This window comes from Rugamonas rivuli (assembly GCF_009380165.1).
Lineage (GTDB): Bacteria > Pseudomonadota > Gammaproteobacteria > Burkholderiales > Burkholderiaceae_D > Rugamonas > Rugamonas rivuli.
This window is the reverse complement of record NZ_WHUF01000001.1, coordinates 912,921-927,409: the sequence shown is the minus strand read 5'-3', so window position 1 is coordinate 927,409 and position 14,489 is coordinate 912,921. Positions and strand designations below refer to the sequence as shown.

Genomic DNA, 14,489 nt, shown 5'->3' with positions numbered 1-14,489 from the left:
GCTAGTCCTTCACCGGTCCCCGCGTTTGATTCCGCTCAATAGAAATAAGGTGTCTTGCGCGCCCACTCGTTGTTCTTGTAACGCTTGTGCAATAGCGTGAAGGCGTTCTTCGACAAGGTCTTGGAATCCGCGTCCAGGCAGCCTCCACGCGTCGATTGCACCGTCACGTACAGCAGCCACGGCAGCTCCGGATCGTTCGGCACGGCGGTGGCGCGTTGCAGGATCTGGTCGCCGATGTAGCCGGTGGCCGTCTTCAAGGTGGACAGTTGCGCAAGCTCCTTGTCGCGGGCGGCGCCGTTGCCCAGGTCCGGCATCGGCAGCGTATGTTCGGCGTCGGTGTTTTCGCCGTAGCTGTCGCCAGCCTTGGCCGGCACCTTGCACCACATGTCGGCCAGCGTGTCGTCCGGCGCGCGCACCGCCAACTCGCCGTTGTAGCCGTTATACATTGGCGACAGGCCGTATTTCAGCGCGTTCACCAGCATCCAGTAGCGATGCTCCGGCGTGCCCGCCAGCTTGCGGTACTTCTGCATCACGGGCGTCAGCAGCGGCGCGTTCTGTTCGATTTGCTGGGTTGCGCCCAGCGCAGTTTCGTCCTGGCCCAGCAGGTCTGCACGCATCCATGCGGCGATGGCGATGCGCGCGCGCAGGGCCTTCGGCAGCTTCTGGTTCGCGGCCAGTGCCGACAGGTCGGCCGTGGACAGGCCGCTGTTCAACCAGCGGATGCCGTCGGCGGCGATGTCCACCCGCGCTGCGACTGGCGTGGCGCCTGGCTCTTCGCTTGCCTTGGCCAACTCGCCGGTATCGGGGTCGAGATCGTGGCTCTCCGTGCGCAGCAGATAGTTGGCGGCATCCGCCGTCGACGACGCCACCGCGAAGCGCTCCTGCAGGAACTGGTTGCGTGCGCTGACCGAACGGTTGGCCGCCAGCGTTGGGCCGCTCAGAATCGCGTCGCCCAGCGTGCGCGCCTTGTCGGCCTGCTTGCTCAGACGGTAGTGGCGCACCAGCGCGTAACGCAGCGTCAGATACTCAGGCGCGGAAACAGGCGCCTGCTGCACGGCCTTCTCCAATTCCGGCGTCAGCGTATCGGACAGCATGACAGCGGCCAGCATCCACACGCGCGCCTGGGCCTTGTTGCCTTGCTTGGCGTAGCGGTTCCACTGGTCGATCGCGTGCGTGCGCTCGACCGCGCAGCTGCGCTTGGCCTGGTACTCCTGGCACGCCTGGATGGTCTGCATCCAGTCGATAAAGCCTGCCGCGCCGCGCAGGGCGGGGCGGGCGTCGGCCTGTTCGGCGACGGGTGGTTGCAGCAGGTCGTTGGCCAGCACGCGCCAGTCGCCCAGATGATCGTCCAGATACGGATTGGTGCGCGGATCGTCCAGCAGCTTGCTCAGTTCCGCAAAGCGCAGCGTCGGCGTCAACCGCACCTGCATGCTGCGCACGATGGCGCGGCTGGCCTCATGCAGCGACGACAGCTCCGGATTGGCGAGGATATGATCGGCGCTGGCCTGGATCACGGCCAGCTTCTTCTGCGCAGCCGCCAGCCGCACCGCTGCGGCGGCCGGGCCTTCGCGGCGGGCGTCGAGCCGCTCCTGCCACATCGCCTGATCGGCGTTCGGGCCCGGCACAAACACGGCGGCACGCGCCTGCGAGCGCAGGTTCAGATACTCGCCCCACTGGCGCAGCGGATGCTTGTCGGTGGCGCCGATCTTGGCGAACAGGCTGCCGCTTAGCGCATAGTTCTCACCGTAGAAGGCGGCCGACGCCAGCTGGTACTGCTGCATCTGGCGCCAGTACAGCGCCTCCGTTGCCGGCAACTCCACCGGTGCCGGTATCACGCGCTTGACGCCATCGTAGAAATTGCGCTTCGTTTCCGCATCGTCGCCGCAGAACTTGAAGACCTGGCGTTGCGTCGTGATCCACGCGTTCAGGCGGGCCGGCGTCGCATCGCTGCGGCGTGCCAGATCGTTCAAGGTGGCGGTGGCGAAGGTGTAGCTGCCCAGCGGACAAGTGAGGTAGCCGTTGGCCATGCTGTCGTCGTCCTTGGGCGCGACCGGCGCCTGCTTCAGCGCCGTGCTGATGGCGGCCTGCCAGGCGGCATAGACCTTCTTGCCTTCGCCCGCGTCGACCCAGCCGCCGTTACGGCTGCCGATCGCGCGCAGCAGGCCGCCCTGCGGATTCGGCGCGGCTTTCATATCGTCCGCGCCGAGCAGCACGCTGCGCCAGGCGGTGTACAGGTACATCCGCTCGTAGGTCGGCATCAGCACACCCAGCTCGCCGCTTTGATAGCGGCCCAGCGCGATATCCGGCCCGCTGCGGGTGACGTAGGAATCCCACGAACCGCCGCCGCTGGCGCCGACATTGGCGCAGGCCAGCAGTGCCGCAGCGATGATGAGTGGACGAAGACGATGTGTCATGGAGTGCTCCTTGAAAGCGGCGACAGGTCCGCGCCGGCACGCTTCCATGCGTGGCGGTCGAACCAGTAGGTTTTATGATATCGCGCCGCGACTTGCGGTGCGAACGGTTCCTGAGGCGAGAATCCAGCGCTGCCCGCGCGGCAGCTGGCGTGCAGCGTCGCGGGCGATTGTTCGACGATGGCGCGCATGCCGGCGTTGTCGCGGCCCATGCGGAAGAACATCGGCACCACTTCGTCGGCTGCCAGTCCGTCCAGCCAGGCCGGCGAGCGGCACCACCAGGCCAGCGCGGTCACGCTCAACTTGATGTGCGGCGGCAGCGCGGCGCGCAGTTGTTTGACCAGCGAACGATAGAACTCGCGCTGCGAGGGCTTGGCCTCCATATCCAGCTGCACCCAGCCGGACGTGCCGACTGCGGCCGCATCGAGCAGCGCCTGCACGATCATTGCGCGGCTGGCTTCAATATTCTGTGGTGGATTGACGGTGCTGACTTCCACATGCAGCACCGGCGTCACCCGCGTGGCGGCGGGCATCGCGGGCTGGCGCATGCGCGGACGGGTGCGTGCGGTGTCGCCGGTCAGCAGGATATGGCGTTGAAGGACGGCCGCTTCGGGCGCCGACCACACGGGCAGCAGCGCTTCGTCCCACAGCCACGCGACGGCCTGCGCGCGGGCGGCGCAAGGGCATAGCAGCAGGGCGCACAAGGCCAGGCGGAGGAATAGGGAGGGCATCGGTAAAACGGAGCGGCAAGGTGCTCCATTTTACCGGCATTTACTATTTTTACAAGGTTGGTTTATTTGCCTTCAAGCGCAGCGATCGCCGCCGCCACGCCCGCACCGTAGGCCGGATCGGCCTGCGTACAGTTGTGGATATGGCGTTGCTGCACCGGCTTCGATACGCCGTGGATGGCGCGCGCCGTGTTCTCGAACAGCAGCTGCTTCTTCTCGGCGGTCAGTAGGCGGAACAGATTGCCCGGCTGCGAGTAGTAGTCGGTGTCGACGCGGTGATCCCAGTGGCCGGCCGCGCCTTCCAGCGACAGCGGCGGTTCGGCGAACTGCGGCTGCTGCAGCCATTCGCCACGGCTGTTCGGCTCATACGACGTGCCGGCGCCGTGATTGCCGTCGGTGCGCATGGCGCCGTCGCGATGGTAGCTGTGGAACGGGCACTTGGGCGCGTTGACCGGAATCGCGTGATGATTCACGCCCAGGCGGTAGCGCGCGGCGTCGCCATACGAGAACAGGCGCGATTGCAGCATTTTGTCCGGCGAGAAGCTCACGCCCGGCACCACGTTGGCCGGCGAGAAGGCCGACTGTTCGACGTCCGCGAAGTAGTTCTCCGGATTGCGGTTCAATTCCAGCACGCCGACGTCGATCAGCGGATAGTCCTTGTGCGGCCAGATCTTGGTCAGGTCGAACGGGTTGTATGGCACCTTGGATGCTTCGTTCTCCGGCATGATCTGCACCGCCAGCTTCCAGCGCGGGTAGTCCTTGCTCTCGATGGCGTCGAACAGATCGCGCTGCGAGCTTTCGCGGTCGCGGCCCACCACTTCGGTGGCTTCGGCGTCGCTGAAGTTCTGTATGCCCTGCTGGCAGACGAAGTGGAACTTGACCCAGAAGCGCTCGTTCTTCGGGCTGATGAAGCTGAAGGTATGACTGCCGAAACCGTGCATGTGGCGGTAGCCTTTCGGGATGCCGCGATCGCTCATGACGATGGTGATCTGGTGCAGGGCTTCCGGCAGCAGGGTCCAGAAGTCCCAGTTGTTTTCGGCGCTGCGCAGATTGGTCTTCGGGTCGCGCTTGACGACGTGGTTCAGGTCCGGGAACTTGAGCGGGTCGCGGAAGAAGAACACCGGCGTGTTGTTGCCGACCACGTCCCAGTTGCCTTGCTCGGTATAGAACTTGACGGCGAAGCCTCGGATATCGCGCTCGGCATCGGCCGCGCCGCGTTCGCCGGCCACGGTGGAGAAGCGCATGAAGATGTCAGTCTTCTTGCCGACTTCGGAGAACAGCGCGGCGCGCGTGTACTTGCTGATGTCGTGGGTGACGGTGAAGGTGCCGAAGGCGCCGGAACCCTTGGCGTGCATGCGGCGCTCCGGGATCACCTCGCGCGCGAAGTGGGCCAGCTTTTCCAGGTGCCACACATCTTGCAGCAGGACCGGGCCATGCGGGCCGGCGGTCTGGGTGTTTTGGTTATCGACGACCGGCGCGCCGGCTGCGGTAGTGAGGTTCTTCATGAAACTTCCTTCAACAGTTTTGAGGGTGAATGGAAACTTCCAGCATAACGAACACATTGCTCTTGCACAGCTCCCTTAGGAGAGAGCCCCAAAACAAAAACGCCCGACTGTTGAGCCGGGCGTTCGATACTACCTGATGTCGCGGAAAACTGCCGCGTATTACAGCGTATTACTTGCTTGGGTAGACGATGTCAGCGCGGCGGTTCTGGGCGCGGGCTGCGTCGTCGCTGCCGGTGGCTTTTTCTTTACCGTAGCTGATGGCTTCCATCTGGGTGTCTTTCACGCCTTGTACTTTCAGGGCGGTGATGACGGCTTGTGCGCGCTTCTGGCCCAGGGCCAGGTTGTACTCTGCGCCGCCGCGTTCGTCGGTGTTGCCTTCGACTTTGATCGACACGTTCGGGTTAGCCGACAGGAATTTGCCGTGATCGGCGACCAGTGCGGTGAACTCAGGCTTGACGGTGTACTTGTCGAAGTCGAAGAAAACGCTGCGGTTTTTGTAGATCGAGCTGTTTGGGTCCAGGTAGGCTGGCAGGGACACGGCGACTGGCGCGGCCACTGGTGCCGGTGCTGGTGCGGCCGGTGCGGCTTTGACTGGCTCTGGAGCCGGTGCTGGGGCGACGACTGGGGCTGGGGTGCTGCAAGCGCTCAGAACAGCCAGCGCGCAGGCTGCCAGCAGAATTTTTTGTTGTGCTTTCATTGTAATGCTCCCGAATTGGTTTTTGGACATGCATTGGGTGTGAGGCTAGCTACTCCAGCCGCGTCCGACATTATATAAGGGTTTCCCTCAGAAAAATTGACTTACTGCATTATTTTTTTATCCAAGGGGCAAACGGGGCCAAATCCCTGCCAGCTTCGACGTACCAGGCACGGCGGGCGATGTCGAACTGGGCGCCCAGCGCCTTGACCTGGTCCTTCTCTTGGTAGCTGGCGACGAGGTACTGGCGCGACGGCGCGGCGGCCGGCTTGGCCTGGTTGCGGGCGATGGCGGCATCGGCTGCGGCGGCCGATTTGGGCAGGCGCATTTGCGCGATGAAGGCGCTGCGCAGCGCGGCGTCGGCCGGCGAGAGCAGCGTCAGGCGCGCGCGGGCGCGGGTGGCGCCGACGTAGAACAGGTTTTCTTCCTCGGCCCTGGATTGCGTCGGGTGCGGGAATTCGTCGGCCTGCAGGAAGGGCAGGATCACGTGGTCGAACTCCTTGCCCTTGGCGTTGGCCACGCATTCGATCAGCACCGCCTTGCGTTCGCGCTTGCGGCGCACGAAGGCTTCGCGCGCGTTCATCGCGGCCCAGAACTCGGCCAGGGTTTGCCCCGAGGCGGCCGCCGCTTCCAGCAAGCCCGCCACCGATTTGTTGACTACGCCCGCTTCGTATGGACGCACGAAGATGCGGCGCGCGGTCGCCACCAGCTTCACGCGTTCGCACACTTCGGTCAGCACGGCCGCCGCCGGCGTGGCCGGATCTACGCTGGACAGCCAGGCGATGGTGTCGATGACGGCCTTCTTGGTGGCCGTGCTGGCGACGTCGCGGTAGTTGAGCTCATCGCCGTCGCGCTGCTCGTCTTCGATCAGGAACAGTTCACCCAGCAGTGCCGGATCCTTGACGATCTGCGCCTTCAGGTTGTCCAGGCGGCGCGTGGAGAAGCGCATCTCGCTGAAGGCAATCATGGCGTCGACCACGGCGCCGCGCACCTGCTCCGACTTGACGGCGGCGAAGTCCTTCAGCCCGATCGCCAGCAGGCCGCGCAGGAACAGGATCTCGTCGCGTTGCAGGTAGCCGGCCATGGCGGGCGTGCGGTAGTCGATGTCGGCTTCGATCAGCGCGTTCTCGATGGCCATCGATTGATGGCGGTCGCGTATCAGGATGGCGCAGCCGTCGAGCGGATAGCCGTCGGCCTTCCACTGCTGGACTGCTGCCACGGTTTGCTGCGCGCAGGCGGCGCTGCCGTCGTAGTGGGCCTGGCGGATTTCGGTGCGCAGCGGCAGGCCCGATTCCACTGCCTTCTGCTTGAACTCCGCCATCGCGTAGGCCAGGTGCGGGCCGTGGCGATAGGTGGCCGTGAGCGGGTAGCGCACCAGGTTTGGATAGTTCTGGGCGAAGCGGCGGTTCAGGTATTCGTCGCTGGCGCCCAGCTTGGCGTGGATTACCTGGTCCTTGTCGCCGGCGCCGACGAAGTAGCAGTGCGGCTTGGCGATCAGCGCATCGAGGATCTGGAAGGCCGCTTCATTCAAGTCGTGCAGCTCGTCGCACAGCACGATCCGGTAGTCCGGGAAGTGCTCGGCCAGACGCGCGCCCGCTTGCAGATTGCTGGCCAGGTCGTAGGTGGCGTCGAACGGGCCACGGAACACGGCGCCCGCGCCACCGTCCAGGCGCAGCGTTTCGTATTCGACGGTGGTGAGGTAATCGGTCAGCGGCACGCCCATCAACTCGGCGATTTCTTCAAGGCCCATGTATTCGACATCGGCGGCCAGCGCCATCGTGGCCTTCAGTTGCAGCTGCACGTCGAGGAACTGGGCCAGCGCGATGCTGTGGGTTTGCAGATCGAGGCCCTCCATGCGGCCCGCATGGCGCTCGGCGGCGCGGTCGATCGCCGCCAGCGCGTAGGCCTTCAATTGGCGCGCTTCGGCGCATTGGCGCAGATTGTCGCCGTCGATGCGGTCCAGCTGCTGGCCGGCGAAATCCTCGAAGGTCAGCACGGCGACGCGATGCGCTTGCGCCGGCGGCACGCCGACATCCAGCAGGCGCTGGCGCAGCACGTCCCGCGCTTCCGGCGTGAAGGTCAGCGCCAGGATCTGCTCCGGCGGCAGCTTGCGTGCCAGCGCCTCGCCGATGCGGATCGCCAGCGTGGTGGTTTTGGCGGCGCCGGCGTTGGCGTCCACCAGCACGACCTTGTTCCTGGCCAGCTGGATGGCGGTCTGTTCGGGAGTCGGGATCAGGCCTTGCGGGGTGAAGCGGGGAGGGTTGGCATCGTTCATCCGCTACATTATAGCGACCGGCACGCGCGGGCCGGTGGCGGATGCTGTTTCCAGCGTGGGCGCGTGCGCCAGCGGGTGCAGGCGCGCGGTGGCGCCTTCGATGAACTGGGCGCTGAAGACGCGCCGTTCGACCTGGCTTTCGTGGCTGTCGATGACGGCGCACAGCAGGCTGGCGGCGGCGCAGGCCATCTTCGGCATGGGCTGGCGCAGCGTGGTCAGGTTGTAGCTCAACCAGTTGGACGGCTCGACGGCGTCGAAGCCGGCCACCGACAACTGGCCCGGCACGTCGATGCCCAGTTCATGGCGGGCGCAGTCCAGGCAGCCGATGGCCATCACGTCGCTGCCGCAGATGATGGCGTCCGGGACGCCGCCCATTTGCGCGATCAGGGCCTTGAGGCCGGCGGCGCCGCTGTTGTAGTCGTACTCGCCCGGCACCACCACCGGCGGCGGCAGGCCCAGCTCGGCCAGCCGTTCGACGGCGCCGCGGCGGCGCTCGTTGGCGACGGTGGAATCCTCGGTGCCGGCGATGATGCCGAAGCGCCGATGACCGGCTGCTGCCAGGCGCGACACCAGCATGCGGCCCGCCTCCAGATGGTCGCAGGTGACGGTGTTGACCGACTGGTCGCGCAGCGTGCGGTTGAACAGCACCAGCGGCATGCGGCGGCGTTCGAATTCGGCCACGTGTTCGGCGGACAGGCGGGTGGCGGCGATCACGCCATCGACCTGGAATTGCCAGACATCGGCCAGCACGCGGTCGACATCGGCCTCGCGCGCCAGCGGGAACAGCAGCACGCGCTTGCCCAGGCCGCTCAGCTGCTTGCTCAGTTCTGCCAGCAGTTCGGGGTAGTAGAGATTGGCCAGGTTGGTGACTAGCACCGCCACCATATTGGAGCGGCGCGTGATCAGGCTGCGGGCGGCGGCGTTGGGGATGTAGTCCAGCAGGGCGGCGGCCTTCATCACCCGCGCATGGGTGGACTTGGAGACGCTGGCGCCCGGCTTGAAGCAGCGCGACACCGCCGATTGCGACACGCCGGCCACCAGCGCCACGTCATACGAGGTGACGCGGCGGGCTTCCCGGGCAATGCTGGCTTTGTGTTCGGTGGCGCAGACTTCAATGGTCGGCTTGGATTTGGTCATCGTCTCGTGGCCTGCGTACAGCGGCTTGCATATTTGTCAGTTAATTCAGCATAATCAAAATCTTACCCAATGGCAACAATAATCGTTTTTCTCTCAAGAAATATTAAGGCAGGTGTGGTTCGGCTGCAATTTTTCCATGGAGACGGGGTTTTCTGATAACATAACGCCCCTTTATTCACGTGAAGGGTCGACATGGCCATTGCTTGCGGCGTCGATTTTGGCACGTCAAATTCCACGGTGGGCTGGGTGCGTCCCGGACATCCGGTGATGTTGGGACTGGAAGAGGGCAAGACCACCTTGCCGTCGGTGGTTTTCTTCAACGCCGAGGACGAAGAAGTTACCTTCGGACGTGCAGCGCTGGCCGAATATCTGGCCGGCTACGAGGGGCGCCTGATGCGCTCCATGAAAAGTTTGCTCGGTACCAGCCTGATCGACGGCCAGACCGAGGTGGGCGGCCGCGCGCTGCCGTTCCGCGCCTTGCTGGCGCAGTTCATCGGCGAGGTCAAGCGCCGCGCCGAACAATCGGCCGGACGCCAGTTCACGTCGGCCGTGTTCGGCCGTCCCGTGCATTTCATCGATGACAGCAAGGAAAACGACCAGCTGGCCGAGGATACCCTGGCCGAGGTGGCGCGTTCCGTCGGCTTCAAGGACATCGCTTTCCAGTTCGAGCCGATCGCTGCGGCGTTCGACTACGAGTCGCAGATAGCCCGCGAAGAGCTGGTGCTGATCGCCGACATCGGCGGCGGTACTTCGGACTTTTCGCTGGTGCGCCTGTCGCCCGAGCGCGCCAAGAAGGCCGAGCGCCGCGACGACATCCTGGCCAATGGCGGCGTGCACATCGGCGGTACCGATTTCGATAAATACCTGAGCCTGTCTTCTGTGATGCCGCTGCTGGGCTACGGCAGCCGCCTGCGCAACAACAGCGAGGTACCGTCCAGCTATTTCTTCAACCTGGCGACCTGGCACACCATCAACCAGGCCTACACCAAGAAGATGTGGACCCAGCTGTCCGACCTGCTGCGCGATGCGGCGGAACAGGAAAAGCTCGGCCGCCTGCAAAAGCTGATCGACCAGCGTGCCGGCCACTGGCTGGCGATGAAGGTGGAGGAGGGCAAGATCGCCCTGTCCGACGCCGCCAAGGTGCAGCTGTCGCTGGACCGCCTGTCGCCGGCCGTGACGCTGGAGCTGGACCGCGCGCAGTTCGACGACGCCATCGGCCACCTGGTCGGTTCGGTCGAGAACACCGTGCTGTCGCTGCTGCGCGATGCCGGCGTCGCGCCTGCCGATGTGGACACGGTGTTCTTCACCGGTGGTTCCAGCGGCGTGCGCATGCTGCGCGAACGCATCGGCGCGCTGGTGCCGTCCGCCCGCAAGGTCGAAGGCGATCTCTTCGGCAGCATCGGCGCCGGGCTGGCGCTGGATGCCGTCCGCAAGTTCGGCTAATCAAAGGGACCACAATGCTCGACCAACCTATCGTCATGCTCGACTTCGAGACCACCGGCCTGTCGCCCGACATGGGCGACCGCATCACCGAGGTGGCGGCCTTGCGCATCGTCGGCGGCAAGGTGGTCGAGCGCTATGTTTCTCTGATCAATTGCAATGTGCGGATACCGTCCTTCATCACCGGTCTGACCGGCATCACGCAGGCCATGGTGGATGGCGCGCCGCCGGTGTCGCAGGTGGTGCCGGAGCTGCTGGACTTCATCGGCGGCGATGCCTTGTCGGCCCACAACGCCAGCTTCGATGACAAGTTTCTGCGCGCCGAGGCGGCCCGGCTGGGCCTGACGCCCGGCTATCAATCGCTGGTGTGTTCGCTGAAATTGTCGCGCCGCGTGTTCCCCAATTTGTCGAGCTACAAGCTGGGCAATCTGTCCGGCGAGCTGGGCATCCGCTTCAAGAGCGCGGCCCACCGGGCCGAGTCCGATGCGGAAGTGGCGGCCGAGGTGCTGATACATATCGGCAAGCACATCGGTTCGACTTACGGCATCGCCGGCGTCGATCCGTCGCTGCTGGTGGCGATCAACAAGCTGGCCGCCGCCAAGGTGCACCAGTTCCTCGAAAAACAAAAAGTACGCTAAAAATGCGCGGCTCGCATTACAATACCGGCACTGATGCATCGTTAGTTGGTATTTCGTGAACATACGCCGCAACTTCTTCCATGTGCTGCTGTCGCTTCTGCTGGTGTTCTCCCAGCAGATGGGGTACTCGCACGCGCTGTCGCACGCCTCGGCCGCGACAGGCATCGTGCAGGCTGCGGAGCAGGCGGATGACGAGGTCAGCACCAGCATCACCAAGCTGGGGCTGGATCACAGTTGCGCGCAGTGTATGGCGTTCGCGCAGATCGCCTCGGCGGTCGATAGTCGTTTCCATTCCTTCCCGCTGGCTGCCAATACCTCGGTGGCCGTCGTCTTCACGCCGGTGCCGCTCGATTGCCAGCGCACCATTTGCGGCTTCCGATCGCGAGCGCCGCCCGTCCTGTCTTGATCGTCTCCCGTTGATCCGCCGCCGCTGCCGTTTGAGCAGGGGTGCGGTTTGTCGTAGTCATCTACAGGAATAAAAAATGTTGAAACACAGCGTAATCGCGGCCGCACTGAGCGCCGCCGTGGCGGCCCCACAAGTGTATGCCGCAGATAAAAAAGAACAGAAAGAACTGGCTGAAATCCGCGCGGAAATCCGCCAGATGAAGCAAGCTTACGAGGCTCGTTTGCAAGCCATGGAACAGCGCTTGCAGCAGGCGCAGACGGACAGTGCCGCCGCCAAGGCGCAGCTGGCTGCAATCGGTAGTGGCACGCCGGCCGCAGCCCCGGTTGCCGCCGCGCCAGCCGTCGCCGCCGCGCCATATGTCGAAACGCCTGCCGCTCCGGTGGCTGCCGCCGCAAACGCCAACACCGCCAGCAATCTGTTCAACCCGAACATCTCGATGATATTGGGCGGCACGCTGCAAAACCTGAAACAGGATCCGGGCCAGTATCGCCTGCAAGGCTTCGCGCCGAGCGGCGGCGAGACCGGTCCTGGCAAGCGCGGCTTCAGCCTCGGCGAGTCCGAGTTGACCATGGCCGCCAACATCGACCCGCAATTCGCCGGCCAGCTGACTTTTTCGCTGAGCGGCGAGAACGAAGTGTCGGTGGAGGAAGCCTTCATCCAGACCCGCGCCATGACGAACGGCTTGAACATCAAGGCCGGCCGCTTCCTGTCGTCGATCGGCTACTTGAACGGCCAGCACGCCCACACCTGGGATTTCGTCGATGCGCCGCTGGCGTATCAAGCCTTCCTCGGCGGCCAGTACAAGCCGGACGGCGTGCAGGCCAAGTGGCTGGCGCCGCTCGACCAGTTCGTCGAGATCGGCGCGGAAGCCGGCAGCGGCAGCGCCTTCCCGGGCAATGACCGCAACAAGAACGGCGCCGGCGCGGTCAGCGTGTTCGCCCACATCGGCGACGACATCGGCGCTTCATCGAGCTACCGCGCGGGCGTGTCCTACCTGCATACCGGCGCCGAGAAGCGCGCATATGAAGACGACGGCCTGACCAACAACTTCAGCGGAAAGTCCAACACCTGGATCGCCGACGCCATCTACAAATGGGCGCCGAACGGCAACCCCGTCAACACCAACTTCAAGTTGCAGGGCGAGTACTTCCGCCGCAAGGAAACCGGCACGCTGAACTACGCGGTCGACACCGACGCCGCCGCCAGCGGCGATTACCGCAGCGTGCAGTCGGGCTGGTATCTGCAAGGCGTCTACCAGTTCATGCCGACCTGGCGCGTGGGCTTGCGCTACGACCGCCTGTCGTCCGGTTCGCAGCGCATCGGCCTGATCGACAACGGCACGCTGGCCTGGGCCAACCTGCCTATCCTCGAAGCCTACAACCCGTCGCGCAGCAACTTCATGATCGATTACAGCCCGTCCGAGTTCTCGCGCCTGCGCCTGCAACTGGCGCGCGACAAATCGCGTCCCGGCGTCACCGACAACCAGATCTTCCTTCAATACATCATGAGCCTGGGCACGCACGCTGCCCACGCTTTCTAAAGGAGCAGGCATGAAACCTACACTCAAATCACTGCTGCTCGCCGCAGCCTTCATGATGGCCGGCTCGGCGCATGCAGCCATCAACGTGCTGGCCTGCGAGCCGGAATGGGAAGCGCTGGCCAATGAACTCGGCGGCGACAAGGTCAAAGTCTCCAGCGCCACCAACGCGCTGCAGGATCCGCACCGCATCGAAGCGCGCCCGAGCCTGATCGCGCGCACCCGCAACGCCAACCTGCTCGTCTGCACCGGGCTGGAGCTGGAGGTGGGCTGGCTGCCGGTGCTGATCCAGCAATCGGGCAACAGCAAGATCGCCGCCGGCCAGCCCGGCAACTTCGAAGCGGGCGCCTTCGTGCCGCGCCTCGACGTGCCGAACAAGGTCGACCGCAGCGAAGGCGATGTGCATGCCGCCGGCAATCCGCACATTCAGCAGAACCCGCACAATATCGCGCTGGTGGGCGTGGCATTGTCCAAGCGCCTGGCCGAGCTGGACCCGGCCAACGCCGCCTACTACCAGGCTCGCCAGAAAGACTTCGCGGCGCGCTGGGATGCGGCCATGCTCAAGTGGGAGAAGCAGGCGGCGCCGCTGAAAGGCGTGGCCGTGGTCGAGCACCACAAGAACATGGAGTATCTGATGGGCTGGCTGGGCTTGCGCCAGGTCGGCACGCTGGAACCCAAGCCGGGCGTGGAGCCGAGCGCTGCGCACCTGTCCGAACTGCTGGCGCAGTTGCAGCGGGCGCCGGCCAAGATGGTGATACGCGCGGCCTATCAAGACGGGCGCGCTTCGCAATGGCTGTCCGAACATGCGAAGATTCCTGCCGTCGTGCTGCCGTTCTCGGTGGGCGGCGACGACAAGAGCAAAGACTTGTTCGGCCTGTTTGACTCGACTGTACAACGCCTGGTGGATGCCAATAAATGAATACTGAATCGCTCGATCTGATGATCATCCTGCCGGCGCTGCTGGCGGGCCTGTTGGTGCTGCTGACCCATGTGCCGCTGGGCGCGCAGGTTCTGAAACGCGGCATCGTGTTCATCGATCTGGCGATTGCGCAAATCGCCGCGCTGGGCGTCATCATTGCCGGCGCGGCCGAGCTCGATCCGCAAAGCTGGGCGGTGCAGGCCGCCGCCGCCGCCGCCGCCGTGCTCGGCGCGCTGCTGCTGACGTGGACCGAGAAACGCTGGCCGGAAGTGCAGGAGGCGCAGATCGGCGTGATGTTTATCCTGGCCGCGACGGCGGGGCTGCTGCTGGTGGCCCACAATCCTCACGGCGGCGAGCACTTGCAGGATTTGTTGGCCGGCCAGATTTTGTGGGTGCGCTATGAGCAGTTGCTGCTGCCGGCCGTCGGCACGGCGCTGATCTGCGGGCTGCTGTATTTCCTGCGCGACCGTCTGAGCCGGCTTGGCTTCTATCTGATCTTCGCGCTGGCCGTGACGGCCTCGGTGCAACTGGTCGGCGTGTACCTGGTATTCACCAGCCTGATCGTGCCGGGCCTGGCCGTGCGTCACTATGTCGGCAAGAAACGCCTGGTGCTGGCCTACCTGATCGGCGCGGCGGGCTATGCAAGCGGGCTGGTGCTGTCCACGCTGTACGACTTGCCATCGGGCGCGCTGATCGTTTGGTGCCTGACGGTATTGGCGATGGGCGTGTACGCGCTCGGTCCTAAACCCGATGGTGCACAGCGGGTAGCCAACCACTAAAACGATAACATTTTATCATG

General features: G+C 64.6%; 12 protein-coding genes. 6 read left to right on the top strand and 6 right to left on the bottom strand.

Annotated elements, in window-relative coordinates; all coding sequences use genetic code 11:
• Positions 1 to 35: 35 nt before the first annotated feature.
• The 6 genes from GEV01_RS03920 to GEV01_RS03895 form a co-directional block, all read right to left on the bottom strand.
• Positions 36 to 2,414, bottom strand: coding sequence for a hypothetical protein (locus GEV01_RS03920; RefSeq protein WP_152801839.1), 2,379 nt, complete (start codon positions 2,412 to 2,414; stop codon positions 36 to 38).
• Entirely contained in the window at positions 2,411 to 3,142 is a 732-nt protein-coding gene (locus tag GEV01_RS03915) for a hypothetical protein (protein ID WP_152801837.1), read from the bottom strand. The genes GEV01_RS03920 and GEV01_RS03915 overlap by 4 nt, the downstream gene beginning before the upstream one ends.
• Before the next feature lie 62 nt (positions 3,143 to 3,204).
• Positions 3,205 to 4,644 (bottom strand): catalase, encoded by a 1,440-nt coding sequence (locus GEV01_RS03910; RefSeq protein ID WP_152801835.1) that lies wholly within the window; start codon positions 4,642 to 4,644, stop codon positions 3,205 to 3,207.
• A gap of 169 nt (positions 4,645 to 4,813) precedes the next feature.
• A complete protein-coding gene (locus GEV01_RS03905; protein ID WP_070266582.1) occupies positions 4,814 to 5,341 on the bottom strand; it encodes an OmpA family protein in 528 nt (175 codons plus the stop codon).
• Between the two features lie 109 nt (positions 5,342 to 5,450).
• Positions 5,451 to 7,613 carry a 3'-5' exonuclease gene (locus GEV01_RS03900; RefSeq protein WP_152801833.1) on the bottom strand — a complete coding sequence of 721 codons (2,163 nt, stop codon included), beginning with the start codon at positions 7,611 to 7,613 and terminating at the stop codon, positions 5,451 to 5,453.
• Positions 7,614 to 7,616: 3 nt separating this feature from the next.
• A complete protein-coding gene (locus tag GEV01_RS03895; RefSeq protein WP_152801831.1) occupies positions 7,617 to 8,750 on the bottom strand; it encodes a LacI family DNA-binding transcriptional regulator in 1,134 nt (377 codons plus the stop codon).
• Between the two features lie 192 nt (positions 8,751 to 8,942).
• On the opposite strand from GEV01_RS03895, the gene GEV01_RS03890 reads away from it, so the two are divergent.
• The 6 genes from GEV01_RS03890 to GEV01_RS03865 all read left to right on the top strand — a co-directional run bounded on the left by GEV01_RS03890 (position 8,943) and on the right by GEV01_RS03865 (position 14,469).
• Positions 8,943 to 10,193 (top strand): Hsp70 family protein, encoded by a 1,251-nt coding sequence (locus GEV01_RS03890; RefSeq protein WP_152801829.1) that lies wholly within the window; start codon positions 8,943 to 8,945, stop codon positions 10,191 to 10,193.
• A 14-nt stretch (positions 10,194 to 10,207) separates the two neighbouring features.
• Positions 10,208 to 10,828, top strand: a complete 621-nt coding sequence (locus GEV01_RS03885) for a 3'-5' exonuclease (protein WP_070266585.1) — start codon at positions 10,208 to 10,210, stop codon at positions 10,826 to 10,828.
• 55 nt (positions 10,829 to 10,883) lie between these two features.
• A complete protein-coding gene (locus GEV01_RS03880; protein ID WP_328595431.1) occupies positions 10,884 to 11,234 on the top strand; it encodes a hypothetical protein in 351 nt (116 codons plus the stop codon).
• 76 nt (positions 11,235 to 11,310) lie between these two features.
• Positions 11,311 to 12,774: a porin family protein gene (locus GEV01_RS03875; protein WP_152801827.1), complete on the top strand. Its 1,464-nt coding sequence runs from the start codon at positions 11,311 to 11,313 to the stop codon at positions 12,772 to 12,774.
• A gap of 10 nt (positions 12,775 to 12,784) precedes the next feature.
• Entirely contained in the window at positions 12,785 to 13,690 is a 906-nt protein-coding gene (locus GEV01_RS03870; RefSeq protein WP_152801825.1) for a metal ABC transporter substrate-binding protein, read from the top strand.
• Positions 13,687 to 14,469: a metal ABC transporter permease gene (locus tag GEV01_RS03865; protein ID WP_152801823.1), complete on the top strand. Its 783-nt coding sequence runs from the start codon at positions 13,687 to 13,689 to the stop codon at positions 14,467 to 14,469. Before GEV01_RS03870 ends, GEV01_RS03865 begins: the two co-directional genes overlap by 4 nt.
• Positions 14,470 to 14,489: the final 20 nt, after the last annotated feature.

Bases quoted from the DNA above. Each gene is read 5' to 3' on its own strand.
- GEV01_RS03920 (WP_152801839.1), bottom strand. From the start codon at position 2,414: ATGACACATCGTCTTCGTCCACTCATCATCGCTGCGGCACTGCTGGCC.
- GEV01_RS03915 (WP_152801837.1), bottom strand. From the start codon at position 3,142: ATGCCCTCCCTATTCCTCCGCCTGGCCTTGTGCGCCCTGCTGCTATGC.
- GEV01_RS03910 (WP_152801835.1), bottom strand. From the start codon at position 4,644: ATGAAGAACCTCACTACCGCAGCCGGCGCGCCGGTCGTCGATAACCAA.
- GEV01_RS03905 (WP_070266582.1), bottom strand. From the start codon at position 5,341: ATGAAAGCACAACAAAAAATTCTGCTGGCAGCCTGCGCGCTGGCTGTT.
- GEV01_RS03900 (WP_152801833.1), bottom strand. From the start codon at position 7,613: ATGAACGATGCCAACCCTCCCCGCTTCACCCCGCAAGGCCTGATCCCG.
- GEV01_RS03895 (WP_152801831.1), bottom strand. From the start codon at position 8,750: ATGACCAAATCCAAGCCGACCATTGAAGTCTGCGCCACCGAACACAAA.
- GEV01_RS03890 (WP_152801829.1), top strand. From the start codon at position 8,943: ATGGCCATTGCTTGCGGCGTCGATTTTGGCACGTCAAATTCCACGGTG.
- GEV01_RS03885 (WP_070266585.1), top strand. From the start codon at position 10,208: ATGCTCGACCAACCTATCGTCATGCTCGACTTCGAGACCACCGGCCTG.
- GEV01_RS03875 (WP_152801827.1), top strand. From the start codon at position 11,311: ATGTTGAAACACAGCGTAATCGCGGCCGCACTGAGCGCCGCCGTGGCG.
- GEV01_RS03870 (WP_152801825.1), top strand. From the start codon at position 12,785: ATGAAACCTACACTCAAATCACTGCTGCTCGCCGCAGCCTTCATGATG.
- GEV01_RS03865 (WP_152801823.1), top strand. From the start codon at position 13,687: ATGAATACTGAATCGCTCGATCTGATGATCATCCTGCCGGCGCTGCTG.